At 71.8% G+C, this 25,984-nt stretch carries 21 protein-coding genes; 8 read left to right on the top strand and 13 right to left on the bottom strand.

Annotated elements, in window-relative coordinates:
• The 4 genes from ACZ4W9_RS23820 to ACZ4W9_RS23805 form a co-directional block, all read right to left on the bottom strand.
• Nucleotides 1-1,154 (bottom strand): homocysteine S-methyltransferase family protein (locus tag ACZ4W9_RS23820; protein WP_467939004.1); only part of this gene is annotated, 1,154 nt, incomplete at its 3' end.
• A complete protein-coding gene (locus ACZ4W9_RS23815) occupies nucleotides 1,151-2,134 on the bottom strand; it encodes a carbohydrate kinase family protein (protein ID WP_467939002.1) in 984 nt (327 codons plus the stop codon). The genes ACZ4W9_RS23815 and ACZ4W9_RS23820, both read right to left, overlap by 4 nt.
• A 44-nt stretch (nucleotides 2,135-2,178) precedes the next feature.
• Nucleotides 2,179-3,387 carry a methionine adenosyltransferase gene (metK, locus tag ACZ4W9_RS23810; RefSeq protein ID WP_467939000.1) on the bottom strand — a complete coding sequence of 403 codons (1,209 nt, stop codon included), beginning with the start codon at nucleotides 3,385-3,387 and terminating at the stop codon, nucleotides 2,179-2,181.
• 397 nt (nucleotides 3,388-3,784) lie between these two features.
• Complete coding sequence (locus ACZ4W9_RS23805; RefSeq protein WP_467938998.1) at nucleotides 3,785-5,263, bottom strand: MFS transporter; 1,479 nt, start codon at nucleotides 5,261-5,263, stop codon at nucleotides 3,785-3,787.
• Between the two features lie 362 nt (nucleotides 5,264-5,625).
• On the opposite strand from ACZ4W9_RS23805, the gene ACZ4W9_RS23800 reads away from it, so the two are divergent.
• Both ACZ4W9_RS23800 and ACZ4W9_RS23795 read left to right on the top strand, forming a co-directional pair.
• Entirely contained in the window at nucleotides 5,626-5,997 is a 372-nt protein-coding gene (locus ACZ4W9_RS23800) for an ArsR/SmtB family transcription factor (RefSeq protein WP_358695018.1), read from the top strand.
• 97 nt (nucleotides 5,998-6,094) lie between these two features.
• A complete protein-coding gene (locus ACZ4W9_RS23795; protein ID WP_467938996.1) occupies nucleotides 6,095-7,180 on the top strand; it encodes an LLM class flavin-dependent oxidoreductase in 1,086 nt (361 codons plus the stop codon).
• A gap of 213 nt (nucleotides 7,181-7,393) precedes the next feature.
• Here ACZ4W9_RS23795 and ACZ4W9_RS23790 read toward each other — a convergent pair whose 3' ends face one another.
• The 7 genes from ACZ4W9_RS23790 to ACZ4W9_RS23760 all read right to left on the bottom strand — a co-directional run bounded on the left by ACZ4W9_RS23790 (nucleotide 7,394) and on the right by ACZ4W9_RS23760 (nucleotide 15,559).
• A complete protein-coding gene (locus ACZ4W9_RS23790) occupies nucleotides 7,394-8,419 on the bottom strand; it encodes a methyltransferase (protein WP_467938994.1) in 1,026 nt (341 codons plus the stop codon).
• Nucleotides 8,420-8,545: 126 nt separating this feature from the next.
• Nucleotides 8,546-9,457, bottom strand: coding sequence for a Gfo/Idh/MocA family protein (locus ACZ4W9_RS23785; protein WP_467938992.1), 912 nt, complete (start codon nucleotides 9,455-9,457; stop codon nucleotides 8,546-8,548).
• On the bottom strand, nucleotides 9,454-9,954 hold the full coding sequence (locus ACZ4W9_RS23780; RefSeq protein WP_467938990.1) for a flavin reductase family protein: 501 nt from the start codon (nucleotides 9,952-9,954) through the stop codon (nucleotides 9,454-9,456). Before ACZ4W9_RS23780 ends, ACZ4W9_RS23785 begins: the two co-directional genes overlap by 4 nt.
• Nucleotides 9,955-10,239: 285 nt before the next feature.
• Complete coding sequence (locus ACZ4W9_RS23775) at nucleotides 10,240-11,778, bottom strand: alpha,alpha-trehalose-phosphate synthase (UDP-forming) (protein ID WP_467938988.1); 1,539 nt, start codon at nucleotides 11,776-11,778, stop codon at nucleotides 10,240-10,242.
• On the bottom strand, nucleotides 11,775-12,845 hold the full coding sequence (locus ACZ4W9_RS23770) for a zinc-dependent alcohol dehydrogenase (protein WP_467938986.1): 1,071 nt from the start codon (nucleotides 12,843-12,845) through the stop codon (nucleotides 11,775-11,777). The genes ACZ4W9_RS23775 and ACZ4W9_RS23770 overlap by 4 nt, the downstream gene beginning before the upstream one ends.
• 132 nt (nucleotides 12,846-12,977) lie before the next feature.
• Nucleotides 12,978-14,177 carry an acyl-CoA dehydrogenase family protein gene (locus ACZ4W9_RS23765; RefSeq protein ID WP_467938984.1) on the bottom strand — a complete coding sequence of 400 codons (1,200 nt, stop codon included), beginning with the start codon at nucleotides 14,175-14,177 and terminating at the stop codon, nucleotides 12,978-12,980.
• 203 nt (nucleotides 14,178-14,380) lie between these two features.
• Nucleotides 14,381-15,559 (bottom strand): IS701 family transposase, encoded by a 1,179-nt coding sequence (locus ACZ4W9_RS23760; RefSeq protein WP_467938982.1) that lies wholly within the window; start codon nucleotides 15,557-15,559, stop codon nucleotides 14,381-14,383.
• Nucleotides 15,560-16,083: 524 nt separating this feature from the next.
• Here ACZ4W9_RS23760 and ACZ4W9_RS23755 point away from each other — a divergent pair.
• On the top strand, nucleotides 16,084-16,713 hold the full coding sequence (locus tag ACZ4W9_RS23755) for a TetR family transcriptional regulator (RefSeq protein WP_467938980.1): 630 nt from the start codon (nucleotides 16,084-16,086) through the stop codon (nucleotides 16,711-16,713).
• A 1,519-nt stretch (nucleotides 16,714-18,232) separates the two neighbouring features.
• On the top strand, nucleotides 18,233-18,943 hold the full coding sequence (locus tag ACZ4W9_RS23750; protein WP_467938978.1) for a ScbR family autoregulator-binding transcription factor: 711 nt from the start codon (nucleotides 18,233-18,235) through the stop codon (nucleotides 18,941-18,943).
• 12 nt (nucleotides 18,944-18,955) lie between these two features.
• Here the strand turns inward: ACZ4W9_RS23750 and ACZ4W9_RS23745 are convergent, their stop codons facing one another.
• On the bottom strand, nucleotides 18,956-20,005 hold the full coding sequence (locus tag ACZ4W9_RS23745; RefSeq protein WP_467938977.1) for a LysR family transcriptional regulator: 1,050 nt from the start codon (nucleotides 20,003-20,005) through the stop codon (nucleotides 18,956-18,958).
• A 180-nt stretch (nucleotides 20,006-20,185) separates the two neighbouring features.
• On the opposite strand from ACZ4W9_RS23745, the gene snpA reads away from it, so the two are divergent.
• Nucleotides 20,186-20,872: a snapalysin gene (gene snpA / locus ACZ4W9_RS23740; protein WP_467938975.1), complete on the top strand. Its 687-nt coding sequence runs from the start codon at nucleotides 20,186-20,188 to the stop codon at nucleotides 20,870-20,872.
• 164 nt (nucleotides 20,873-21,036) lie between these two features.
• Here snpA and ACZ4W9_RS23735 read toward each other — a convergent pair whose 3' ends face one another.
• Nucleotides 21,037-21,669 (bottom strand): TetR/AcrR family transcriptional regulator, encoded by a 633-nt coding sequence (locus ACZ4W9_RS23735; RefSeq protein WP_467938973.1) that lies wholly within the window; start codon nucleotides 21,667-21,669, stop codon nucleotides 21,037-21,039.
• A gap of 106 nt (nucleotides 21,670-21,775) precedes the next feature.
• On the opposite strand from ACZ4W9_RS23735, the gene ACZ4W9_RS23730 reads away from it, so the two are divergent.
• The 3 genes from ACZ4W9_RS23730 to ACZ4W9_RS23720 all read left to right on the top strand — a co-directional run bounded on the left by ACZ4W9_RS23730 (nucleotide 21,776) and on the right by ACZ4W9_RS23720 (nucleotide 25,975).
• Nucleotides 21,776-22,720: a beta-ketoacyl-ACP synthase III gene (locus ACZ4W9_RS23730; protein WP_467939016.1), complete on the top strand. Its 945-nt coding sequence runs from the start codon at nucleotides 21,776-21,778 to the stop codon at nucleotides 22,718-22,720.
• Between the two features lie 117 nt (nucleotides 22,721-22,837).
• Entirely contained in the window at nucleotides 22,838-24,391 is a 1,554-nt protein-coding gene (locus ACZ4W9_RS23725) for an MFS transporter (protein WP_467938971.1), read from the top strand.
• Nucleotides 24,392-24,640: 249 nt separating this feature from the next.
• Complete coding sequence (locus ACZ4W9_RS23720; protein WP_467938969.1) at nucleotides 24,641-25,975, top strand: vanadium-dependent haloperoxidase; 1,335 nt, start codon at nucleotides 24,641-24,643, stop codon at nucleotides 25,973-25,975.
• Nucleotides 25,976-25,984 lie beyond the last annotated feature (9 nt).

Genomic DNA, 25,984 nt, shown 5'->3' with positions numbered 1-25,984 from the left:
AGCATGTGCGCGCCCTCACGGATCTGCTCCCGCGCCAGCTCCACACAGTCGTCCCAGCGGCCCTCCAGCATCGCCTCGCGGAACTTCTTCGACCCATTGGCATTGGTCCGCTCACCGATGGCCAGGTAGGACGTGTCCTGACGGAAGGGAACCGACGTGTACAAAGAAGCGGCACCCGGCTCCGGGCGCGGCTCCCGCTCCGGCGGGGTCAGACCCCGCACGCGCTCGACGACCTTGCGCAGGTGTTCGGGGGTGGTGCCGCAACAGCCGCCGACGAGGGAGAGGCCGTACTCGCGGACGAAACCCTCCTGCGCCTTCGCCAGCTCCGAGGGTGACAAGGGGTAGTGGGCGCCGTCCTTGCCCAGGACCGGCAGGCCCGCGTTCGGCATGCAGGACAGCCGGACGCGGGCGTTGCGCGCCAGGTACCGCAGGTGTTCCGTCATCTCGGCCGGGCCGGTGGCGCAGTTCAGGCCGATCATGTCGATGCCCAGCGGCTCCAGCGCGGTCAGCGCCGCCCCGATCTCCGAACCGAGCAGCATCGTGCCGGTGGTCTCGACCGTCACCGACACGATCACCGGGACGTCGTATCCGGCCGCCGCCATCGCGCGATGGGCGCCGAGGACGGCCGCCTTGGTCTGGAGGAGGTCCTGGGTGGTCTCCACGAGCAGCGCGTCGGCACCGCCGGCGATCAGGCCCTCGGCGTTGCCCTGGTAGGCGTCCCGGATCGCGGCGAAGGTGGTGTGTCCCAGGGTGGGCAGCTTGGTGCCGGGGCCCATGGAGCCCAGCACCCAGCGGGGACGGCCGTCCCGCGCGGTGAACGCGTCGGCGGTCTCGCGGGCCACCCGGGCGCCCGCCTCCGACAGCTCGTGCACCCGCTCGGCGATGTCGTACTCGCCGAGCGCGGTGAGGTTGGCCCCGAAGGTGTTGGTCTCGACGCAGTCCACACCCGCGTCGAAGTACGCCTCGTGGACGGAGCGGACGATGTCCGGCCGGGTGACGTTCAGGACCTCGTTGCAGCCTTCCAGGTTCTCGAAGTCCTCGAGGGTGGGCTCCTGGGCCTGGAGCATCGTGCCCATGGCTCCGTCGGCGACCACCACACGGGTGGCGAGCGCCTCGCGGAGGGCGTCCGCACGCCGTGTCCCCGTGTCGCTCATGCCACGCCTGCCAGGAGGGGCTCCAGCTCGGCGGCGGCGGCCCGGCCGTAGGTCTGGTCGACGCGGGCGACGAGGTCCGCGGGTACGAGCTTGTACTCCTGGGTGCCGACGGATTCGAGGACGACGGTGGCGAAGGCGCAGCCGAGTTCGGCCGCGCGCCGGTAGGGCAGCTCCCAGGCGAGGCCGGCCAGGAAGCCGGCGCGGAACGCGTCCCCGACACCGGTCGGGTCGGCGATGCGTTCGGTGGGCACCGCGGCCACGTCCACCCGCTCGGTGTGCCCGGACAGCAGGGTGACGCCGTCGGCGCCGCGGGTGATGACCCAGGTGCCGACCCGGTTCTGCACCTCGCGCTCGCTCCAGCCGGTGCGCTCCTGGAGCAGCGCCGCCTCGTACTCGTTGGTGAACAGCCAACGCGCCCCGTGCACCAGCCGCTTGGTCTCCTCGGTGTCGAGGCGGGCGAGCTGCTGGGAGGGGTCGGCGGCCACGTCGAGGTCGAGGTCGTGCGCCGTCCTGGTGTGGCGCAGCATCGCCTGCGGGTCGTCGGCGCCGACCAGGACGAGGTCGAGTCCGCCGACGGACTGCCGTACGGCGCCGAGGTCGATGTGCCGGGCCTCGCTCATGGCGCCCGGGTAGAACGTGGCGATCTGGTTCTGGTCGGTGTCGGTGGTGCAGACGAAGCGCGCGGTGTGGTGTTCCCCGCTGATCCGCACGGCGGAGGTGTCCACGCCGGCCGCGCGCAGGCGCGCGTCGTAGTCCGCGAAGTCGATTCCCGCCGCGCCCACGAGTACGGGGCCGAGCCCGAGCCGGCCGAGGCCGAAGGCGATGTTGGCGGCGACGCCCCCGGTGCGTATCTCCAGTGCGTCGGCGAGGAAGGAGAGGGAGACGTGGGCGAGTTGGTCCGGGATGAGCTGCTCGGCGAAGCGGCCCGGGAAGGTCATCAGGTGGTCGGTGGCGATGGACCCCGTGACTGCGATGCGCATCGGTTGCTCCTATGGGTTCGGAGTTCTCGGCCTGCGGCGGCTCCTCAGGCGCTCGCGATGTCCTTCAGCCGCTGTGCGCGGTCGGTGCGCTCCCAGGTGAAGTCGGGCAGTTCGCGGCCGAAGTGGCCGTAGGCCGCCGTCTGGGCGTAGATCGGGCGCAGCAGGTCGAGGTCCCGGATGATCGCGGCCGGGCGCAGGTCGAAGACCTCGGTGATCGCCTTCTCGATCTTCTCCTGGGGCACCGTGCCGGTGCCGAAGGTCTCCACGAACAGGCCGACGGGCGCCGCCTTGCCGATGGCGTAGGCGATCTGGACCTCGCAGCGTTCCGCCAGGCCGGCGGCGACGACGTTCTTGGCGACCCAGCGCATGGCGTAGGCGGCGGAGCGGTCTACCTTGGACGGGTCCTTGCCGGAGAAGGCGCCGCCGCCGTGGCGGGCGTAGCCGCCGTACGTGTCGATGATGATCTTGCGGCCGGTCAGCCCCGCGTCGCCCATAGGGCCGCCGACCTCGAACCGGCCGGTCGGGTTCACCAGCAGCCGGTAGCCGTCCGTCTCCAGCTTGATGCCGTCCTCGGCGAGCTGCTCGAGCGCGTGCTCCACGACGTGCTCGCGGATGTCCGGGGTGAGCAGGGTCTCCAGGTCGATGTCGGCGGCGTGCTGCGTGGAGACGACGACGGTGTCGAGGCGGACCGGCTTGGAGCCCTGGTACTCGATGGTCACCTGGGTCTTGCCGTCGGGGCGCAGGTAGGGCACGGTGCCGCTCTTGCGGACGTCCGTCAGCCGGCGGGCGAGCCGGTGGGCCAGCTCGATGGGCAGCGGCATCAGGGTGGGCGTCTCGTTGGTGGCGTAGCCGAACATGATGCCCTGGTCGCCGGCGCCCTGGCGGTCGAGTTCGTCGTCGTCGCCCTCGACCCGTGCTTCGTAGGCGGTGTCGACGCCCTGGGCGATGTCGGGCGACTGGGCGCCGATGGACACGGAGACACCGCAGGAGGCGCCGTCGAAGCCCTTGGCCGAGGAGTCGTAGCCGATGTCGAGGATCTTCTGCCGTACCAGCTGGGCGATGGGCGCGTAGGCCCCCGTCGTCACCTCCCCGGCGACGTGCACCTGACCGGTCGTGATCAGGGTCTCGACGGCGACCCGGGAGGTGGGGTCCTCGCTCAGCAGCGCGTCCAGGATCGTGTCGCTGATCTGGTCGGCGATCTTGTCCGGGTGGCCCTCGGTCACCGATTCCGAAGTGAACAGACGACGGGACATGACTCTCCAAGGGGAAGAGGAGGTTTCAGGGGTGCCACGACGCCCATGACAGTACGCAAAACTTCGTACGGCGAGAACGCGCGGACCGCAGCCCGGGGAGACTTTGGGAAGTCCGCGCCTGCCCGCCAGTGACGGCACGCGTCCACGGACGAACGGGAGCGCGGACGCGACCGGGCAGCGGCCCGGCGCGGGCCGGCTCCGGCGGGTCCGATGCCCGCCGTGGGCCGGTGCGCCGGGCCGCTGCCCGGTCGCGGAGAGGGAGCCGTGGCCCGGCTTCGGAGGGAGCCGTGGCCCGGTTCCGAGCGTGGGTCCCCGCTCGGCTCTCGAGGAGGACCGGACGGCGGGCGGGGAGCCGTGCGGGGGATTTCCGGCCCCCCGGGTGCCCGCCGTCCGGGGTTCAGCGGGCCGCGAGGGCCTCTTCTTCGTCGCCGCCGGGCGCGGGCACGGCGGGGGCCGCCGACTGCCGCTTCAGGGCGAGCGTGACGAGCAGACCGATGACCATGCCCGCGGCGGTGAGCATCACGACCAGGAACTCGCCGTCCGCCTGGGCCGACTTCAGCGCCTGGCCCGCCTTGCCGTCGGTGCCGATCTCGGCGATGACGGTGAAGATCGCCAGGCCGATGGCGTTGCCGATGTTGAGGGCGGTCGAGGCGATGCCGTTCGCCACGCCCTGCTCCTGAGGGGCGGTGCCGGTGGCGGCGGCGATCCACATCGCGGTCCAGACGATGCCCTGGCCGACGCCGGAGACGATCAGGCCGGGCACCAGCATGCCGTAGCTCGCGTCGGCGTCGAAGCCGAAGGCGAGGGCGGCCGTGCCGACGATGCCGACGACGAAGCCGATGACCAGTGTGGTGCGGGTGCCGATCTTGCTGGCGAAGCGCTCGCCGAGCTGGGTGCCCGTGGCGATCGCGAGCGAGGGGATCAGGAAGCCGAGGCCGGTCTGCAGGGCGCTGTAGCCGTGCACGCTCTGCATCAGGACGGTGAGGAAGTACGGCAGCACGCCGAAGGTCGCCATGTAGAGGAAGGTGACCAGCATGCCCACGGTGAGGTTGCGGTTCTTGAACAGCCGGAACGGCATCAGCGGGTCGGAGCTGCGCGACTCGACCACGGCGAACAGCGCGAGCAGCACGATGGCGAGGACGAACGCGCCGACCACCAGGCCGTCGCCCCAGCCCCGCTCGGGCCCCTCGACCAGCGCGAACACCAGCAGCGTGGAGCCGCCGGTGACCGTGAGGGAGCCCGGGAAGTCGAACTTGCGGCGCTCGGTGCGGGCCGGGTCGCGCGGGATGACGAACAGGGCGACCAGGGCGACCAGGCCGCCGAAGGGGACGTTGACGAAGAAGACCGACGGCCAGCCGAAGTTGTCCGTCAGCACACCACCGAGCAGCGCGCCGATGGTCAGACCGCTCGCGCCGGCGCCGCCCCAGACCGCGAGGGCACGGTTCCGCTTGGGGCCCTCCTCGAAGAGGGTGTTGATCAGCGAGAGCGTGGAGGGCAGCAGCAGGGCACCGGCGATGCCCTGGACGGCGCGGGCCACGACGATGACCTCGGGGCTGGGCGCGAGGCCGCCGGCCAGTGACGACACCGCGTACATCGACAGGGCGAGAACGAACATCCGGCGCCGGCCGAGCAGGTCCGCCGCGCGCCCGCCGAAGAGCAGGAAGCCGCCCGCGAAGACGACGTAGGCGCTGACCACCAGCTGCTGGGTCTGGCCGGGGAAGCCGAGCTCCTGGCCGATCTCCGGCAGCGCGACGAACACGATGTTCAGGTCGAGGCCGTAGAGCAGCTGCGCGAGGGCGAGCAGCGTCAGGATCCAGCCCAAGTGGCGTGGGGCGCCGCCCGAGCTTCCTTGGTTCAGCGCTGATGTAGAGGACATGACAGAAGTGCCCCTTCTGGATCTGGTGGTGTGGTTCTCGGAGCTTCGGAACGTGCGCTCTCTCGCGGCTTGTGAAGCCCGGACGGCGCGCCCGGCAACCCGGGCGGCGCCGCATCGTTACGACTGTTCGTATTCTTACGTACGCTGCTTCGTTCGGCAACCTTAGTACAGTCGAACCATCGCGACCCCGCCGACCGCTCCGGTCGTACGCGGGCGTGCCGAGAGGAGATCCATGCAGGCGATCAGCTCCCCGGGGGAGCCGAAGGGGGCGTCGGGCCGGTCGCCCGGTGTCCGGGAAAGACGCGAACGAACCGTAAGCGCCCAGGTGATGGAAAGTATGAATGTCGCGGTACTGTGGGAATATGAGCCGCCATCCAGACCGCGACCAGATTCGGATCGAAAGCGTGCTGTCCGCGCTGGGCAGCCCTGTACGACTCGCCGTCGTCCGTGTACTCGACGCGGGCGGGGAGCACAACTGCGGCAGCGTCCTGGGTCTCCTGGGGATCACCGCGAAGTCCACGATGACGCATCACTGGCGCGTTCTGCGCGAGAGCGGTGTCATCTGGCAGCACCCCTCGGGCCGGGAGAACCTGTTGTCCCTGCGCCGCGACGACCTCGACGCGCGCTATCCGGGCCTGCTGGACGCCATCCTGGCGGGAGCCGACGACGACGAGGCGCTGGAGAAGGCCACGCGTTTGCTGTCCGCCGCCGGCCGGGGCCGATCCGACACCTGACCTGCGCATCCGGGACCGGCACGGCCCACGCCTCCCCCACAGCGGGTGCGCAGCACTGCGACCTGTCGTCACTGCCACACCTGTGAGGAGCTGCACCATGCAATTCGGCATCTACAGCGTCGGAGACGTCACTCCCGATCCGACCACGGGCCGCGTCCCGACCGAGCACGAGCGGATCAAGTCGATGGTCCGCATCGCGCTCAAGGCGGAGGAGGTGGGTCTCGACGTCTTCGCCACCGGCGAGCACCACAACCCGCCCCATGTGCCCTCGTCCCCGACGACGCTGCTCGGCTACATCGCCGCGCGCACCGAGCGGATCATCCTGTCCACCGCGGTCACGCTGATCACCACGAACGACCCGGTGAAGATCGCCGAGGACTACGCGTTCTTACAGCATCTGGCCGACGGACGCGTGGACCTGGTGCTCGGCCGGGGCAACACCGCTCCGGTCTACCCGTGGTTCGGCAAGGACATCCGGCTGGGCATCCCCCTCGCGCTGGAGAACTACGCGCTGCTGCACCGGCTGTGGCGTGAGGAGGAGGTGAACTGGCACGGCAAGTTCCGTACGCCGCTGAGCCACTTCACCGCCACGCCCCGCCCGCTGGACGGCGTGCCCCCGTTCGTCTGGCACGGCTCGATCCGCAGCCCGGAGATCGCCGTGCAGGCCGGCCACTACGGCGACGGGTTCTTCGCCAGCAACATCCTGTGGCCCAAGGAACACTTCCAGGACCTCATCGCGCTCTACCGGCACCACTACGCGGAGAGCGGACACGGCCGGCCCGAGCAGGCCGTCGTCGGCCTCGGCGGGCAGGCCTTCATGCGCAAGAACTCGCAGGACGCCGTCCGGGAGTTCCGGCCGTACTTCGACAACGCGCCGGTGTACGGGCACGGCCCGTCCCTGGAGGACTTCATGGAGATCACCCCGCTGTCCGTGGGCAGTCCGCAGCAGGTGATCGAGAAGACGCTGCGGTTCCGTGAGTACTTCGGCGACTACCAGCGGCAGATGTTCAACATGGACCACGCCGGGCTGCCGCTGAAGACCGTGCTGGAGCAACTGGACATGCTCGGCGAGGTGGTTCAGGTGCTGCGCAAGGAGTTCGCGAACCAGCGCCCCGCCGGGGTCGCCGAGCCGCCGGTGCACCCGGCCGTCGCGGCCCGCCGGCAGGAGCCCGCGGCCGGTTAGCCCGTCACTCCGTCGTCGTCGCGGGCCGGCGGCCGGCTCCCGTTTCCCGGGGACCGGCCCCCGGCCCGTCGAAGCGTGCCGGTCGTACCGGCGGGCCGGTGGCGTGGCCGTACGGGACCGCGCACACGCAGACGGCCCCCAGGACCGGGTGGGTCCTGGGGGCCGGCGCCGCGCGGGCCGGGGGAAGCGGCGCGGCGGGGTGGGAGCGGTGCGTCAGGGCTTGCGGGCGACCAGCACGCCGTTGGCTCCCTGGCCTTCGAAGGGGGTCACACCCTCCGGCTTCAGGCCGAACTCCTCCATCCAGGCGGAGTACTCGCCCGCGGTGTAGTTGCGGCCCCACGTCTCGATGAGCATGTTCAGGCTCATCAGCGCCGCGGGCGCCGGACCGCGCTTGTCGTCGGCGACGAACGACTCCGTGATCAGCAGGACGCCGCCGGAGGACAGTGCCTCCGCACAGGAACGCAGGATCTTGCGGGCGTCCTCCACGCTCCAGTCGTGCAGGATGTTGGAGAGCAGGATCGCGTCGTAGCCGCTCGGCACGCCGCCGACCTTGAAGAAGTCGCCGCTGGCGAAGGAGATGCGGTCCGCGAGGCCGGCCTTCTCCACCCGGGGCTTGGTCAGCTCGCACACGAACGGCAGGTCGAAGACGGTGGTCTTCAGGTGCGGGTAGCGGTTGCACAGCTCGATGTCGTACGCGGCGCCGCCACCGCCCACGTCCAGCAGCGTCTTGATCGAGGTGAAGTCGAAGTGCTCGGCGAGCTGGCCGGCGGTGTACGCGGACAGCGAGTGCATCGCGTCCCAGAAGTGCTCCTTGACCACCGGGTCGTCCGGCTGGAACAGCGACCCCTGGTTCTCCACGTCCCAGGTGTAGGGGCGGTTGCCGCGCAGCGAGTCGAGCATCTTGACGTAGGCGGGGTACTCGTGCTTGTCGACCAGCGTGACCCAGCCGCCGAAGTACCGCGGCTTGCCCTTGACCAGGAACTCCTCGGACAGGGGGGTGTTGTGGTAGGTGCCGTCGTCTTCGAGCCGCAGCAGGTCGAGCGAGACGAGCGCGGTGAGCAGCAGCTCCGCGGGGCGCTCGTCGATCCCGTGCCGTTCGGCGAAGGCGGCGAGGGTCGTGCTGCCGTCCCCGGCCAGCTCGGTGAACAGCTCGAGCTCCGTGGCCAGGCCGAGCGCCTTGAACGCGTAGACGCCGAGGGTCAGGTCCATCAGAGGGGTCGGGGTCAGGGGCGAGGTCATGTAGGTCCTCCGTTGCTCTTCGATGGCGTGGAGCTGCTCGACTCGTTTTGACAGTACGAGTACTGACGAACTCTCTCCAGCGGTCGTGCGCGAGCCGCGACGACTTTGGGAGGTAGGGCGGCCGGTCTACTCCGGCTCGGCGCGCGCCGCCCGGTCGATGGCGTCCAGGACGCGGGCGGTGCGTACGATCTCCCGGGCGGTGGGCGGTTCCCACATCAGGTCCCCCCTCAGCTGGCCGAGGAAGGCCTCCAGCGCGGCTCCGGCCCGCAGCCGCGGTTCGACGGTCACACTGGCGTGCGTCCCCTCGATGTGCAGGAGCATCCCGCCGGGCCGGGACGTCCAGCCTGCCTGGAGGGTCACCGGTACACCGCCCCACGACAGGACCGCCGCGCCGCCCACGTTCAGGTCGGTGCCGGGCCGGCCGAGGTAGGAGGCGCCGCACACCCGCAGGCCGGCCGAGGGGTCCAGCCACTCCAGCAGGTCGACCAGGTGGACCGCGAGGTCGGCGAAGGCACCCGCGGCGCCGTGCCGTTCCGCCAGCATCCAGGCGGCGGGCCCGGTGAACACGTCGTCGAGCAGTCCCGGATGGGTGAAGCGGAGGTGCACGCCCGCCAGCTCGCCCAGGGCGCGGTCGGCCAGCTTGGCGCGCACCTCCCTCAGTTCGGGTGCGCAGCGGAAGAACATCGCGGTGGTGACCGGGCGTTCGGCCGCCGCGAGCAGCACCGCGAGCCGGCCGGTCTCCTCGGCGGAGGCCGCCAGTGGTTTCTCGATCAGCGCCGGGACGCGGGCGCGTACGGCCTGGCGCAGCAGGGTGCCGTGCCGCGCCGTGGTGGAGACGATCACGGCCGCGTCGGCCCCGGCCAGTGCCTCGGCCGCGTCCCGTGCGGGTTCGACGCCGGCCACCGGTGAGGGGCGGTCGCTGTAGACGGCGGCCAGCGCGGCCCGCGGGTCGCGCGCGACCACCTCCAGGTAGTCCGGGAGGTGCACATGGTCCGTCCCCAGCACCGCGAGCCGGAGCACGGCCGCGGCCGGGGTCATCCGGTCGCGGCCATCTGGTCGTTGGGGACGGGCCGGCCGAACGCGCGGTCGGTGTAGACGAGGGGTGCCCGGTCGCCCGCGTGCGTCGCCTCGACCCGGCCGACGAGGATGCTGTGATCGCCTCCGTCCAGGATCTCGTGGGTGGTGCAGGCGATGCGGGCCGCCGCCGCCGGCAGTCCGGGCAGGCCGAGTTCGCAGGGCGTCATGTCGCCGGCCTCGAACCGGTCCACGCCCGAGGTCGCGAAGCGCAGGGCGACGTCGCTCTGGTCGTGGGCGAGCACGTTGATGAGGAAGTGCGAGGCGGAGGTGAAGGCGCCGTGCGTGCTCGCGCCCTTGTCCAGGCAGATGAGCACGAGCGGCGGATCGAGGGACAGCGAGGAGAAGGAACTTCCGGTGAAGCCCCACCGCCGCCCGGACGCGTCGGCCGTGGTGGCCACCGTGACAGGGGCGGGTACGCGGGACATGGTCCGGGTGAAGGCGAGGCGGTCGACAGGCATGCGGTCATCCGTTCGTGTGTGGGCGTGGGCGGGCGGAGACGAGGGGTGGGCGGCGTGCCGGCCGCCGGGCCGCCGCGCGGGGCTCGCGCGCCGGCGCCGCCGTCCGGCGAGGGGCGGGCCGGGGCAGGGTTTGTCCGTCCCCCTCCACGGCCCGCACGGCCGGTACCCCGCGGTCCGGGCGGCGCGGCCCCGTCGCCGCGCCGCCGCGGCACGCGCCCGGTGCGCCCGTGGCCGGCCGTCCGCCGCTCGGCGGCGGACGGCGCGGCGCCGGGCGGCGCCCTGCTGTCAGGCGGTCTGTCGCACGGGCTCGTCGACCGACGTGCGGTCCTCGAGCGTGCTCAGGAAGGACTGCGCCCAGTGCCCCACGTCGTGGGTGAGCACTTGGGTGCGCAGCGCGCTCATCCGACGGCCTGCCTCGGCCCGGCTGATGGTCAGGGCCTTCTCCAGGCCCGACTTCACCTCCTCCAGGTGGTAGGGATTGACCTGGAAGGCGCTGGTCAGCTCGGCCGCGGCCCCGGCGAACTCGCTGAGCACCAGGGCGCCTTGCAGATCGTGCCGGCAGGCGACGTACTCCTTGGCGACGAGGTTCATCCCGTCGCGCAGCGGGGTGACGAGCATGACGTCGGCCGCGCGGTACAGGGCGGCGAGTTCCTCGCGGCCGACCGAGGTGTGCAGATAGTGCACGGCCGGGTGGCCGACGCGGCCGAACTCTCCGTTGATCCGGCCGACGGTGCGTTCGATGTCCTCCCGCATGCGCAGGTAGTGCTCGACGCGTTCCCGGCTGGGCGTGGCGATCTGCACCATCGTGGTCGTCTCCGCGGTGACGCGGCCCTCGGCCAGCAGCTCGTGCAGTGCGCGCAGCCGGATGTCGATGCCCTTGGTGTAGTCGAGCCGGTCGACGCCCAGCACGATCTTGCGGGGGTTGCCCAGCTGCGCGCGGATCTGCTCCGCCCGCCGCTGGACGTCGTCGCGCCGGGCGAGCCGGTCGAGGTCGGCGGCGTCGATGGAGATGGGGAACGCGCCCACCTTCACGGTCCGCCGGCCGGCCGGGGACTCCGCGACGCTGAGGAGTCCGGGTTCGTCCCCGACGTCGGACACGGCGCGCTCCTCGCGCACTCCGGTCAGCCGCCGGGCGAGCCACTGGAAGTTGCGGGCGCCGCCCGGGCGGTGGAAGCCGACGAGGTCCGCGCCCAGCAGCCCCTCGATGAGCTGGGTGCGCCAGGGCACCTGCATGAACAGCTCGACAGGGGGAAACGGGATGTGCAGGAAGAAACCGATCCGCAGGTCGGGGCGCATCTCCCGCAGCATCGCGGGCACCAGCTGCAACTGGTAGTCCTGCACCCAGACCGTGGCCCCGGGTCCGCTGATGTCCGCGGTGGCCTGGGCGAACTTGCGGTTGACGTGAACGTAGGCGTCCCACCAGCTACGGCGGTAGCGGGGCGGCATGATCACGTCGTGGTAGAGCGGCCAGAGGGTCGCGTTGGAGAAGCCCTCGTAGAAGCCGTCGACCTCGTCGGCGGTCAGCGCGACCGGGTAGAGCAGCAGTCCGTCGTGGTGCCAGGCGTGGGTCGGGGTGCCGGCCGTCCCGGCGGAGCCGGGCCAGCCCACCCAGGCGCCCCGGTGGGTGCGCAGGAACGGTTCCAGCGCGTTCACCAGGCCGCCGGGGCTGCGCCGCCAGCGCCGACGGCCGCCTTCTGCGCCGTCTTCCTCCAGGCTCACGGGCAGCCGGTTGGCCACCACGACGAGCCCGGCACCGGCTGCGGGCGGCGAAGAGCCCTGCGGAGCGAGTGTCTCCTCCGCCGCCTCCATCGGCAGTGGTCTCATCGCCGGAAGTCGACGATGGTCTTGAGGTCGGTGGTGGAGCGGTAGTTCTCGAAGATGTCCACCAGACCGTCGTAGTCGTCGAACCGGTGCACGGTCGACAGCAGCGCCTGGCCGTTCACGACGCCCGACCGCAGCATCTGCATGGCGGAGGCGATCACGTTCGCGCTCTTGTGCATCGGGAAGCTGGTGACGTCGAAGGGCGCGGAGCGGATGGTGATGCCCTTGGCGAGCATCAGCCAGGTGTCGAACTTCTGCATCTCCTGGGAGGCGCCGTAGAGGATGTAGCGTCCGCCGGCCTTGAGCTTGCGCATGGCGACGCGGCGCGGGTCCTTGTTCTCGTCGTCGACCTTGACGGTGGGCAGGGCGTCGAAGACGTAGTCGAAGGTGCCGTCCTCGACGGTCTCGATCAGCTCGTCGGGCAGGTACGCCTTCTGCGAGAACTGATCCTCGGCGAAGACGTTGCGGGCCGGGTTGTTGTCCACCGAGACGACGGAGTTGGGGGCCAGCAGGCGCCGGATGATGCTGCCCGCGATGACGCCGATCGGTCCGGTGCCCATGATGAGGACCCGGTCGCCGATGCGCGGCGGGTTGGACAGCACCGAGCGCAGCGCGCCGGTCACCGGCTCGATGAAGGAGGCCTCGAGGTCGCTCATGTCCTCGGGGATCTTCACGGCCGCCGCGTGGTGGTCGTCGTTGAAGTTGCGGTCGGCGGCGAAGACGTCTTCCTTGACCTGCCCGGAGAAGATCGGCCGGACGGTACGGTACTCGGCGAAGCCGCCGAAGTCCGTCTGGCCCCAGTACACGATCCGGTCGCCGATCCGGATGTCGGTGCCGCTGCTGTCGAAGTCCGGGCCTATGTCGACGATCTCGCCGAGGTACTCGTGCCCGAGGATCACCGGGTACTCGGAGGGGAAGAGGTGTCCTTCGAAGAAGGAGATGTCGGTCGAGCAGATCGACACGCAGCGGGTCTTCATCAGCAGCCCGTCCGCCGGGGTGGCGGGGATGGGCAGGTCGGCCAGCACCGTCTTGCGCGGGGCGAGGAGTTGCACGGCCTTCATCGTCTGCATGAGTGAGTCCTCGTCATGTGGTGGGACGTGGTGTCGGTCGGGCGTGCGGGGCCCTTGGGGGCCGGCCGGGCGCCGGGGCGTCCGGCGCCGGCCGGTGCGGGAGTGGTGCGGGGGTTGGTCCGGGTGTCGCCGCTAGCGCCGCATCACGAGCTCTCCGCCGAGCAGGTACTGCCCGACCGTCTCGAAGTGCATGGAGGAGAGCGTGATGTGCTTCGTGGCCGAGTGGATGTCGCGGAAGCAGCGCTCCAGCCGGCTGGTGGCGTACACGGAGGTGGCGCCGGCCAGGGTGAACAGCGAGTCCACCGCGGCCACCGACTTCTCGGCGACCGTCGCGGCGGTCAGCCGCACCAACGCGGTCAGCGCGTCGCCGCCGTCGGTCCCGTGCGCGGTCACCTGCGCCGCGGCGTGGGCGAGCAGGGTCTCCGCGATGTGTACCTCCCCCTGGGCGCGGGCCAGCTTCTCCTGCACCGTGTGGCTGGTGGCCAGGGTGCTGGAGGCACCGGTCGCGGTCTTGCGGGCGGCCAGCGCCTTGAAGTCGGCGAGGGCGTCCTGGGCCACGCCGAGGGCGGTGGAGGCGGAGGTGAAGGGACCGAAGTCGTAGTAGCTGATCGGATACGCCCGGGAGGGGCGGTCGGCGGGCGGGCGGTGCATGGCCGAGCCGTCGACCGTGAACTCCTCCGGGACGAACACCTTGTCGACCCGGTAGTGGTTGCTGCCGGTGCCGCGCAGGCCGACGGTGTACCAGGTGTCGCGGATCTCGGCGTCGGAACGCCGGATGAACAGCATGCGCACGGCCGGCCCGGCGGCGGTCCGGCGGACCTCGCCGCCGTCGGTGACCGGGGCGGCGCACACCAGCCAGTCCGCGTGGGCGGAACCGCTGGCGAAGGCCCACTCGCCGCTCAGCAGGTAGCCGCCATCCACCGCCTCGGCGGCGCCGGAGGGGTTGACGCCGCCGACGACCAGGCCGTCGCTGTCCCGGAAGAGGGTGCGCGAGGTGCTGTCCGGCAGGTAGTCCGACAGCCGGCCGATGGCGCCCTGAACGCCCATCTGCCAGGCGATGGAGGCGTCGAGCCGGGCGAGTGCCTGGATGATGGCCGAGCCCGTCTCGATGGGCAGCTGCTCGCCGCCGAACTCCTTGGAGACCCACATGCGCGGGATGCCCAGGTCGCGCAGCGCCTCGAACACGGGACGGGGGGTGACCCGGTCGTGCTCGGCGCGCTCGCGGTTCTCCTCGATGACGGGCGCGATCTTCTCCACGCGCGCCAGCCAGTCCTGGGTCTGCTCGGAACGTGGCGGGCGGAGTATGTCGCCTGCGGCGCCGGCTGAGCTCACGGCAATCTCCATTCGTAAGTACTACAACTTACGTACTGAAAGGTACGCAAGTGGGTGGACGGTGGGATCGAAGAACGGGATGTGGTCCGGGACGCGGGGCCGTATCACGCGGATTCACGGTGATTCTTGGGGTTGGCCCTCGGCGAGGGCAACCTCGACTTGCGGAAGTCGCAGGGCGTATCGGCGCCCGTCCTCGCGCCGGGTCAGGCGCAGACGCTGTCGGGCGCGGCGAGGGCCATGGCGCGCTCCCGTGCGGTCAGCCGGGTGAAGGCGTGCGCGGCGGAAGCCATCGTCATGTGGTGGTGCCAGCCGGGATAGGACCGGCCCTCGAAGTCCTGTACACCGAAGTGTCCGAGGTCCCGGACGGCCGGCTCACCGGCCGCGGCGTGCCGGGCCAGGGCGAGTACCTCCTCCGCCCGCCAGTCGGCCAGGCTGGTGATCCAGTAGCGTGCGCCCCCTCTGCCGATGCCGCCCGGGCGCGCCAGGGCACGGTAGACCCGTGGCCCGCCGGACGCCTCCCCGGCCCGTCCCGGCAGCCGGACCTCCCCGCAGTGGACGGCCAGCCGTTCGAGCCGGCCGGTGACGGCCTGGCGGACCACCACCTGTGGCTGGCGCAGATGGCTGCGCGCCATCAGCTCGCCCAGTCCGGTCGCCGGGGCCACGGCGTACGCCGGCAGAACGGGTTCCGCGGCGTTCACCTCGCAGACGAAGTCCAGCCCGCGCCGGGCCAGTCCCTCCACGACCGCGCCCGCGTCGGGGGTCCGGCGCAGGTCGAGCGCCCAAGGGATCCCCGACAGCGAGGGACTGGCGGCCACGTCCGCGGCGAAGTCCAGGATGTGTCTCCAGGCCGGGCGGGCGGTGACGGTCGCCGGTATGCGCGCCCGGGAGCGGCGTTCCTTGTCCGCGCACCAGGACTCCTCCAGCAGCAGACTCCAGTTCACGGGTACGCAGCCGATCTCCGCGGCCAGGAAGAGCCCCATCGCTCTCTGGCAGTTGACCGTCCGGCCCAGGTCGGCGTCGAAGCGGCGGTGCACGCCCACGGAGTGCACACCGCGTTTGGGAATCGTCAGTTCGGCCACGGTCCAGGCCCGTGGCAGACCCTGGGTGGCCACGGACCGCGCCAGGCTGCGGCGGACCGGGCCCCAGTCCCATGGACTGGCGTTGATGAACTGCTGCAGCCCGTGGGCGGCGGCGGGAGCGGGTGAGACCGCCTTGGCCAGCCGCTGCAGCGTCTTCTTGCCCGGCACACTCAGCAGGGCGCCGAGATACGCATGAGCCCAGCGTCGCTGGTCTGCGCGCTGGAGCGGTTCGAAGACCTCCTCGACGAAGGTCCGGAGCTCATGAGTGTCGATCGAAGTTGCGCCTAAGGTGCCTGCCGGCATGTTGAAACCTCTCCCCCTGGCATCGGCCGCACCGTCATGCGGTGCGGTGCTCGGTGCATATGCGCAATCAACCCCGAGACAAAATACCTTCTCAAACGTCAATTTCTGGGGAGCGGTTGACGACTTTCCAACCTCCCCCCGCCACCTGCGGGAACGCACCGGCGACCGGGCGGTCCACGGCGGCGGCGCGGGACCGGGACCGGTGAACCGGCGGTACGACGGGGCCGTCGCGCACCGCGGCCGAATCGCCGGACGCCGCCGCCGGACCGTCGGGCCGGACGGGCGGCGCGGGAACGGGAGGGACCGGCGGCGCGCAGTGTGACCAATGAGCCAGGAGATACGGAAGTTATCCGGCCAGCCTGCCGCGCTTCTTTCCATGGCCGGGCCACCCCTTCCTAGGGAGCCGGTAGCAAGCGGTGTCGGTTTCGGACAGCTCATCTCACTCCGCTTGTGGGCCCCGCAGCGTTAAGAAAGGATTTCTTGGGGGTGATTTGTCGATCCATTCCGGAGCACGAAGGGGCACCGTGATCAAGCAAGACAGAGCGCGCAGGACTCATGAGTTACTGCTCGACGCGGCAGCGGGGGAGTTCGTCCGGCATGGGTACATGGGTGCGAATCTTCAGCGCGTGGCGCAGGAAGCCCATATGACGAAGGGCGCCTTGTACGCGCACTTCGCGTCGAAGCGGCTCCTGGCCAAGGCACTGACCGGACCCTTCGAACACGCCTGGCAGGACCTGCTGACACAGGTTGAGCACTGCGACGCCCCACCGATGGAGAAACTGCGTCTCCTCGCCGTCCGGCTGGCCGAGCGGCTGCAGACGGATCTGCGCTTCCGCGCGGGATTCCATCTGTGCAGCGAGGCCGCCCGCGCGCACGGCCGGCTGCCGCGGGTGGCCCAGGACCTGTGCGGCACGGTCGCGGTCCTCATGACGCAGGCCCGGCAGCGGGGACAGCTGACCGGGGCCCAGGACCCGGACCGGCTGGGCAAGTTGCTGCTGGCCCTGATGTTCGGCGTCTACTACTCGACGCCCGAGTGCCGGATGGACCGCTTCAGCGAACTGCTGTGCACGGCCTGGTGGCAGGCGCTGAGCGACGGCCAGCCGGCCGCCCCCGCCCGGCAGCAGGACACGCCCGCGCCCTGCCATCAGGCCTAGCCGGGCAGGGGCCGGCCCTGCCGAACAGGGCCGCCGCGCACCGTACGCCACGGTGCGCGGCGGCCCTTCGCACGTCACAGGGCACAGTGCGCGGCAGCCTTCGCGCACGGCGGGCAGGGTGCGCGGCGGTCTTCCCGCACGGTGGGCAGGGAAGGGAAGCGGCTCGCGAAATCCGCCGCGCACCTCCCGGCACCGGGGCCGCGCCCGGCCACCGGTCCCTTCGGACGGCGGGGCCGACCCGGGGCCGTCGGACCCCTTGCCGGTGGCGGGGCCGGGCCAAGCCGTCGACGCCTTCCCGGCGAACGAGCCGGACCAGGCCGTCGACTCCTGTCCGGCGGCCGAGCCAGGCCATGCCGTCGAGCCCTCCCCCGTCTCGGGCCCCGCCGGACCATCACACCCCCCGGTCGAGAAGACCGGACCAGGATGTCGGCCCTTCCCGGCCCTTCCCAGCGGTCGATCCAGGCCGTGCCGTCAGGCCCCTCCCGCGTCACGAGCGGGACCGGACGGTCGAACACTCCCCCATCACCGGCCAGACCAAGGCCCTCGAAGCCTCCCCGGTCGGAGAGGCCGGACCAGATGTCGGCCCTTCCCGGCGGCCGAACCAGGCCATGCCGTCAGACCTCTCCCCCGTCACGAGCGGGACCGCACCGTCGAACCCTTCCCCATCACGGGCCGGACCAGGCCGTCGGTTCCTTCCCTGTGGCCGAGCCCGGACCAGGCCGTCGGCCCCTTGCCGATGGCCAAGCCGTGCCTTGCCGTCAAACCCTCCCCCGTCACGAGCGGGACCGGACCGTCGAACCCTCCCCATCACCAGCCGGACCAGGCCGTCGAACCCTCCCCGGTCGGGAAGGCCGGACCAGAACGTCGGCCCTTCCCGGCGCCCGGCGGCCGGCGCCCGAGTCAAGCCGTGCCGTCGAACCCTCCGCCAGGGCGCGCCGGCGCGCCGGACCGGGCCGTCCGCTTCTCCCGGTGGACGGGTGGTGCCGGACGGGACGGGGACGGGGTTCTGTATCGGGCCGGACGGCGGGGGCTCTGTATGCAGTCGTGCCGCGTCCGGGTTCACCCGCACACTTCAATAAGTAAGTCGCCGTTCGTGGCGCCGACCTGACGTCCGGAGGCCGGGTCCGGTATGCATGGGACGGTTTTCCGCCACATGGGAGTACATGGTTCACACAGATGGCCGTTCCGCCACCGCTCGCCTCCACGCTCACGCGCGTCGCGCCCCGCCCGCCGAGGGGCCCGGCGCCCCCGGTGTGTCCGGAGATACCGCTTACCCCGCACACCGGCGCCGGCGCCTCGCGGAGCGGCCCGCGGCAGCGGTCGGCACCATTCCGTTTCCGCCTCGGGGATCCACCCATGTGCGCTACTGTGCATCTGCCCGTACACCCTCCCGGTCACGTATGCAGACGGTTGCACGCGTGTGGCCGCCACCGACCCGGACCGTCTCTTGAGAAGGTCTGTTCCGGGGGCAGTCCGCCGCGACGCGATGCTGATCACGCACCAGACAAGGGAGGCCTTCGTGAAACTACCCCGCAATCCCACCACGGGCCCCACCCCTGCCAAGGAACTCAAACAAGAACGCGCCATCCGGTCCCGGCACAACATCCTGCTGGCCGCCGCCCGTGCGTTCGCCGAACGGGGCTACCCGGCCGTAACCATGCATGACGTGGCCGAACTCTCCGGAATGACAAAAGGGGCCGTCTACTTCCACTACGCCAGCAAGGAATGTCTGGCCATCGCCGTGAGCGAGGAGTTCGCCAGGCGGCTGCCCGTCATCTCCGACGCCGTCGCCCAACTCGCCCTGCCCCCGGTGGCATCCGTGGCGGAACTGCTGCTGCGCACCGCCGCCGGGCTGCGCGACGAACCGCTGATGAGGGCCGGGGCGCGCCTCCAGATCGAGCGGGGCCTGATAGACGCCGAACTCCCCCTGCCGTTCGAGGACTACACCGCGCTGATAGCCGGCTGGCTGCAAAGCGCCCTGGCCGCGGGCGACCTGGAACACGCCACGCCCCCCGAGCCGCTGGCCCGGGTCCTGGTCTCGGCGTTCTTCGGCGCGCAGTTGCTGTCCTGGATCGTCAACGACCGTACGGACATCATCGAGCGAACCGTCGAGGTCCTGCACGCCGTCGTGCCGTGCACGAGCGACCCCCGGCACATCAGCCCGTATCTGCACGAGGCGGCCACGGCGAAGCCCGTACCGGCACGACCGCACAGCCGCCCCGTGGCCTAGGCCTTTCGCCCTCTACCCCGTGCGCAGGTCGGCCGGCACCGGCCACTGCCAGGGTTCCGGGGGCGGGCCCGCCTGCGGGTGGTGTACGGCCGGGCGGTCCGGCAGACCGGGACCTCGCGGTCCCCCGTCCGCCGGGTGCGCACGCCCGAGCCATTCACGGTAGGCCGGCGCCTCGCGCGCCACCTTCCAGTAGGCCTCCTCCAAGTCCGCGTACGCATCGTTCAGTTCGGCCTCCGTGCGGGCCGCCAGCAGCAGCCGCACCCCGATCGGGTCGCCCTCCAGGGGACGGATCGCGAGATCGGGACGGGGCGGGACGGTCGGCTGGCTGACCGTGACCACCTCGCCGATGGCGGCCAGCGAGTACGCGGTGAGGTAGTCGCCGTGCAGCATCTCGGACCGCAGGCCCGCCGCGCGCAGCACCCGGCACAGCGCGTCCCACTCGCCGTCGACCGTGGAGTCGACCATCCAGCGGTCCCCGGCCAGGTCGGCGAGGCGCACCTCGGGCCGTGACGCCGCCGGATGGTCCGCGGCGAGCGTGACGAACTGCGGCTCCCGCTCGACCAGCACCCGCAGGCACAGTCCCGGCGGCACCCGCAGCGGACTGCCCTCCACCTCGTGCACGAAGGCCAGGTCGAGCCGGCCGGCCGCGACCATGCCCAGCAGCGCGTTGGCGGACACACTCATCTGCAGCGCCGGCTCGATCCCGGGGCGGCGGGCCCGCAGCAGCCGCAGCCAGCCCGGGATGGCCCTGCTCGCCGTGGCGCCGATGCGCAGGTGGAACCCGCCGGCGGCCCGGGCCGCCGCCGCCCTGGTCTCGGTGACGATCGCCGCGAACTCCGCCACCAGCGGCCTGGCCCGGCTGAGCACCGCCAGCCCCAGCGGGGTGGGCCGGCAGCCGGTGCGGGCGCGCACGAAGAGCGGGGCACCGAGCGCCCGCTCGATCCGCCGTAGCTGGGTGCTCAACGAGGGCTGCGCCAGACCGAGTTCCCGGGCCGCTTTGTGCAGGCTGCCGGTGTCGGCGATGGCGCAGAGCACACGCAGATGCCTCACCTCCAACTCCATGGGGGGAGCGTAGGACGGCATGGAAGACGACACCAGATGTTCAAGTTACAAGGAAAGCGGACGAGTCGGCCGGCGATAGCCCGGAGCTATCCCCAAGTGCCATCATCCCCCTCCGCGTTGGGCTGCCCGAGACTCGCTGGCAACCGATCGTTCAACCCCACAGGACGAGAAGGAGCCCCCATGGCGTCGTTCCGAACCAGCACCGGGTCGAAGAGCACCAGGAGACTCGTGGCCCTGGCCCTCGGCCTCGGGCTGGCCTCCGCCGCGCTCGGCACCGTGAGCCCGGCCAGCGCCCAGGACACCACGGCGGCACCCGCCCGCGCCGCCGCCGGCTACGTGGGCAGCGCCGAGGACGCCGGCACCAAGGCGTTCTTCGACGCCGTACTGAAGTCGGTCGCCGAGCGGCAGGCCGAGCAGCCCTCCCTCAAGGCGGTGACCGTCTACTACAACGCCTCCCAGGCCCCGAGCTTCCGCACCCAGATATCGAGCGCGGCCTCGATCTGGAACAGCTCGGTGTCGAACGTCAAGCTCCAGGCGACCTCCAGCGGCGGCGACTTCGCCTACTACGAGGGCAGCGACTCGCGCGGGTCCTACGCGTCCACCGACGGTCACGGGCGCGGCTACATCTTCCTGGACTACGCGCAGAACCAGCAGTACGACTCCATCCGCGTCACCGCCCACGAGACCGGCCATGTGCTGGGTCTGCCCGACCACTACAGCGGCCCGTGCAGCGAGTTGATGTCGGGCGGCGGCCCCGGCCCCTCCTGCACCAACCGCTACCCGAACACCACCGAGCGGTCCCGGGTCAACCAGCTGTGGGCCTACGGCCTCACCAAGGCGCTCGCGCAGGTGAACAAGGCGGGCTGACGCCGAGGGAACACCCTTGGCCGGTCTCCTCACGGCCGGCACGCCCACGGACCGCGGCGCACCACGCGCCGCGGTCCGTGGCGCGTGGTGCGCGGGTGATCTCGACGAGGGCACCGGCCCCGGCCGGCGGCACCTGACGGAAGAGTGCGCCCAGGGCGTCCCGGCTACGCGGCCGGCCGCTCCCGGCGCGGGCCGAGCAGCCGGTCCAGCGCCCGCCGGGTGCGGTCGGTGGCGTCCGGCGCCGCGAAGAGCTGTATCTCCTGGTTCAGGGCCATGAAGAGGCCGATCAGCTCGAACACCACCTGGTCCGGGTCGGTGTCCCCCGGCAGTTCGCCCGCCGTCACCGCCGTGCGCACCTCGGCGGCGAGACGGCGCCGCCACACCCGGGACATCCGGGCCACGGCCTCGCGGACGGGCCCGCTCCGGGCGTCGAACTCCACGGAGGCCGTGGTGAAGAAGCACCCGCCGGGGAAGACGGCCCGCCCGGCGTCCAGGTACAGGTAGCCGATCCAGGCGTCGCAGACGGCCCGCAGCCGGGGCAGGCCCGGCCGCACCCGCGCCGCGGGCTCCCACACCAGACGGGAGAACGCCGCCGCGGCGCCCTCCAGGGTGGCCAGCTGAAGGGTCTCCTTGGTGCCGAAGTGCCCGAGCACCCCGGCCTTGCTCATGTTCAGATCGGCGGCCAGCCGCCCGATCGTGAGCCCTTCGAGGCCGTCGCGGGAGGCGAGGGCGATACCGCGCTCGACGATGCGCTGCCGCGTCCTGCGGGCTTCGGCTGCGGAGTTGCGAGGGCTCATGCCTCCCATCGTAGGCGAGGAGGGACGGCTTCAGCTTCCGACCGATCGGTTGCTATATTCCGGGGCACCTGATGCCGAGCCGAGGAGATCCGCTGTGCGTTCCACCGTGCCGGGAAGCCGTATCGCCGCCTTGGGCCACTACCAGCCGACGCGCGTCCTGACCAACGACGACCTGGCCACCATGGTCGACACCAGCGACGAGTGGATCCGGCGCCGCACCGGCATCGCCACCCGCCGCATCGCCGCCCCGGAGGAGTCCGTCACCGACATGGCGGCGGCCGCCGCGAGCAAGGCGCTGGCCGCGTCGGGGCTGGAGCCCGCCGACATCGGGCTGATCACCGTGGCGACCTGCTCGGCCGTGGACCGCTGCCCCTCCATCGCCGCCCAGGTCGCCGCCCGCCTCGGTCTGCCCGCGCCCGTGGCCTTCGACCTCAACAACGGCTGCGCCGGCTTCTGCACCGCGCTGGCCTGCGCCGACCACTCGCTGCGCGCCGGGGCCGCGCGGCACGCCCTGGTCATCGGTGCCGAGAAGATGTCCGACGTGACCGACTGGACCGACCGGCGCACCTGCGTGCTGCTGGGCGACGGGGCGGGCGCCGCCGTGCTCAGCGGCTGTGCCGAGGGCGGGATCGGCCCGGTGTGCTGGGGCTCGGACCCCACCCGCGGCGACGCGGTCCGGCTCGTCGGCGACTGGCACCCGCACTTCGCCCAGGAGGGGCAGACCGTCTTCCGCTGGGCCACCGGCGAGCTGCCCGAGATCGCCCGGGAGGCCTGCGCGCGGGCCGGTCTGACCACGGCCGACCTGGCCGGCGTGGTCACCCACCAGGCCAATCTGCGCATCATCGACGCCGTCGTACGGCAGCTCGGCCTCCCTCAGGGCACGGTGATCGCCCACGATGTCGTGGAGTCCGGCAACACCTCCGCCGCGTCCGTCCCGCTCGCCCTGTCCAAGCTGACCGAACGCGGTGAACTGCCCAGCGGCGCCCCGGTCCTGCTCCTCGCCTTCGGCGGCGGCCTGTCCTGGGCCGGCCAGGTCGTCACCTGCCCCTGAGCGCCGCACCCGGCGGCGTCCGGCCCGTCACATCGATGTGACTGCGAGACATAAAAGTGCCTTCTTCCCTGTTCGGGGACGGTTACCGACGATGGACCCCGTAACAGAACAGCTCCCATGAAAGGCACTTCCATGTCCGCACGGGCCATATCCCCGCCGGCGGGCCGGGCGTCCCGCTGGTTCGCGCTGGCGATCCTCTGCGCCGGCCAGCTGATGGTGATCCTCGACGGGACCATCGTGAACGTGGCCCTGCCGGCCATCCAGCAGAGCCTGGGCTTCTCCGCCTCCGGTCTGGGCTGGGTGGTGAACGCCTATCTGATCCCGTTCGGCGGCCTGTTGCTGCTCTCGGGCCGGCTCGGTGACCTCTTCGGCCGCAAGCGGGTCTTCGTCACCGGTCTGGTCGTCTTCACCGCCGCGTCCCTGCTGTGCGGCCTGGCGCAGAGCGCGACCATGCTGCTCGTCGCCCGCTTCGCCCAGGGCGTGGGCGGCGCGGTGACGTCCTCCGTCACCCTCGCCATGATCGTCACCCTGTTCCCGCAGCCCGGTGAACGCGCCAGGGCCATCGGCGTCTACAGCTTCGTCCAGTCCGCGGGCGGCACCCTCGGGCTGCTGCTGGGCGGTGTGCTGACACAGGCCGTCGGCTGGCACTGGATCTTCTTCGTCAACGTGCCCGTCGGTGTCGCGACCGCCGTCATGGCCCGCCGGGTCCCGGCCGCCGAGCGGGGCGCGGACCGGGGCCGGCGCACCGACGCGTTCGGCGCCGTACTGATCACGGCCGCGCTCATGCTGGCCGTCTACGCCATCGTCGCGGCGGCCGACCACGGCTTCGGCTCCGCCCGCACCCTCGGCTGCGGCCTGGCCGCCCTCGTGCTGCTCGCCGGGTTCGTCGTACGGCAGGCCAGGGCGGCGGACCCGCTGCTGCCGCCCCGGATGTTCACCTACCGCGATGTCTGCGGCGCGCTGGGCACGCACACCCTCCTGATCGCCGGCATGTTCGGCTTCCAGTTCCTGGCCGTGCTGTACATGCGGCAGGTGCTGGGGTTCGACGAGGTGCGCACCGGTGCCGGTGTCCTGCCCGTCTCGCTGCTGATCGGTGTGATGTCGCTGTTCCTCGCCCCGCGCCTCATCGGCACCTTCGGGGCGCGGACCGTCCTGCTGGCCGCACTCGTGCTGATCGGCGCCGGTCTGGGCCTGCTGGGACGGATCTCGGCGGACGGCGCCTACCTCACCGATGTGTTCCCCGCGACCGTGCCGCTCGGGATCGGTTTCGGCCTGGCGATGCCGGCGCTGGCGGGACTGGCCATGTCGGGCGCGTCCCCCGAGGACTCGGGCCTGGCCTCCGGGATGTTCAACACCGTGCAGCAGGTGGGCGCCTCGCTCGGCCTCGCCGTGCTGAGCGCCCTCGCCGCCTCGCACACCGGCGCCCTGCTGGACGGCGGCGCGTCCCGCGACGAGGCCCTGACCGGCGGCTACCAACTCGCCTTCCGGGTCGGCGCGGTCTTCGTCCTGGGCGCCCTGGTGGTCGCCGCGACCGTCCTGCGTGCCCCGCGCGGAGGCACGGGCGGCGCCTCCCCCGGCCGCCCCGTGCCCTCCCGGCGGGCGGTGGAGGCCGACACCACGTCGATGACCTCCCGAGCGGACCCCTCCGCGCCCGCGTACCGCCAGGGTTGACGGCGGCGGTGGCCTGCCGCCCCGGATGACGGTGGCGTCCTCCGCCCGTCCGATGCGCCCGGCCGCGCGCGGACCCTAGGGTGGGCCGCGCACGGCACGGCACCTCCGCACCAGCGCACCGAAGCACCGCACCGCGCACCACGCGCCCGCATCGGCAGAGAGGACCTGTCCCGCATGTTCCGTACGCTGCGCACATTCCGCACGCCGCGCGAGAGAAGGGCAAGACACGGCCGGATACGCGCCAGGGCGGTGACCCGCGCGATCGTGTTCGCCACCGGCGTGGGCGCGCTCGCCCTCGCGCCCCAGCCGGCCTCCGCCGCGCCGAACTACACCGGCGACCCGGTGCTGTACTGGAACGACGTCCTCCTCGGCGCGATCCGCACGGCCGGCGGCGCCCCGGGCCCGATCTCGCGGGCCGCCGCCGAGATGAACGCGGCGATCTACGACGCCGAGAGCTCCTACCAGCTGCGCTGGCACACCATGACCTCCGACCCCTACCTCAAGGCGGTCGACTACGCGGCGTGGGCGGAGGGTCCGGGCGAGGAGGAGCGGATCATCGGCCGCACCGCCTACAACATCCTGCTCAAGCTGTTCCCCGGCCAGACGACGTACCTGGACAACAAGTTCAAGGAGCGCTTCGGGACCAGGCCGACGGACTTCGACCTGCTGGACGCCACCGTGGTCAACACGGTCGTGACCGCCATGTGGGACTTCCGCGCCGCCGACGGCTCGGACGACCGGACCGTCTACACCCCGGACGGCGAGCCGGGCGCCTGGCTGCCCACCAGCTACCCGGACCTGCCGGACCCGGGGTGCGCCCAGGGAAGCCAGGCGGCCATCCCCGAGTGGGGCAGGGTCAGACCGTGGGCGCTCACCTCCGGTTCCCAGTTCCGGCCGTCGACACCCGGGCAGTACGCCTCGTACGAGAGCCTGCTCGCCGGCCCGGCCTACGCGGCGCAGGTGCGGCAGGTGCGCGACCTCGGCGCGGCCGGGTCCACGACGCGGACGACCGACCAGACCGCGGCGGCCTGGTTCTGGGCCAACGACGCGAACGGCACGTACAAGCCGCCGGGACAGCTGCTCGACATCACCGCCCGGGTGTCACGGGACCGGGGACTGACGGCCTATCAGAACGCCCGGCTGTTCGCGCTGGTGTCGGTCGCCATGGCGGACGCCGCCATCGCCGAGTGGGACGTCAAGTACCAGACGCCGATCGACCTGTGGCGTCCGGTCTCGGCGATCCGGGAGGGCCTGGGCGACACCACGTGGAAGCCGCTGTCGGGCACCACACCGTGCTTCCCGGCATGGGCCTCGGGCCACTCCGCGTTCGGTGCCGCGTGGGCGGGGATCATGCGGCAGTACTTCAAGACCGACCACATCACCTTCACCGCGTCGACCGACGAGCCCAGGTCGCCGGTGAAGACGCGCACGTTCACCAGCTTCGGCCAGGCCGCCCGCGAGGAGGCCGACAGCCGGGTCTGGCTCGGCGTCCACTACCCGTGGGACGCGAGCGACGGACTGGCGCTCGGTGAGAACATCGCCACCTGGGTGTTCACCCACGAGATGAAGTCCGCGGGTTCGTAAGGAGGGTCG

Source organism: Streptomyces sp. NPDC029296 (assembly GCF_055569255.1).
This window is presented reverse-complemented; position numbering and strand designations above follow the sequence as displayed.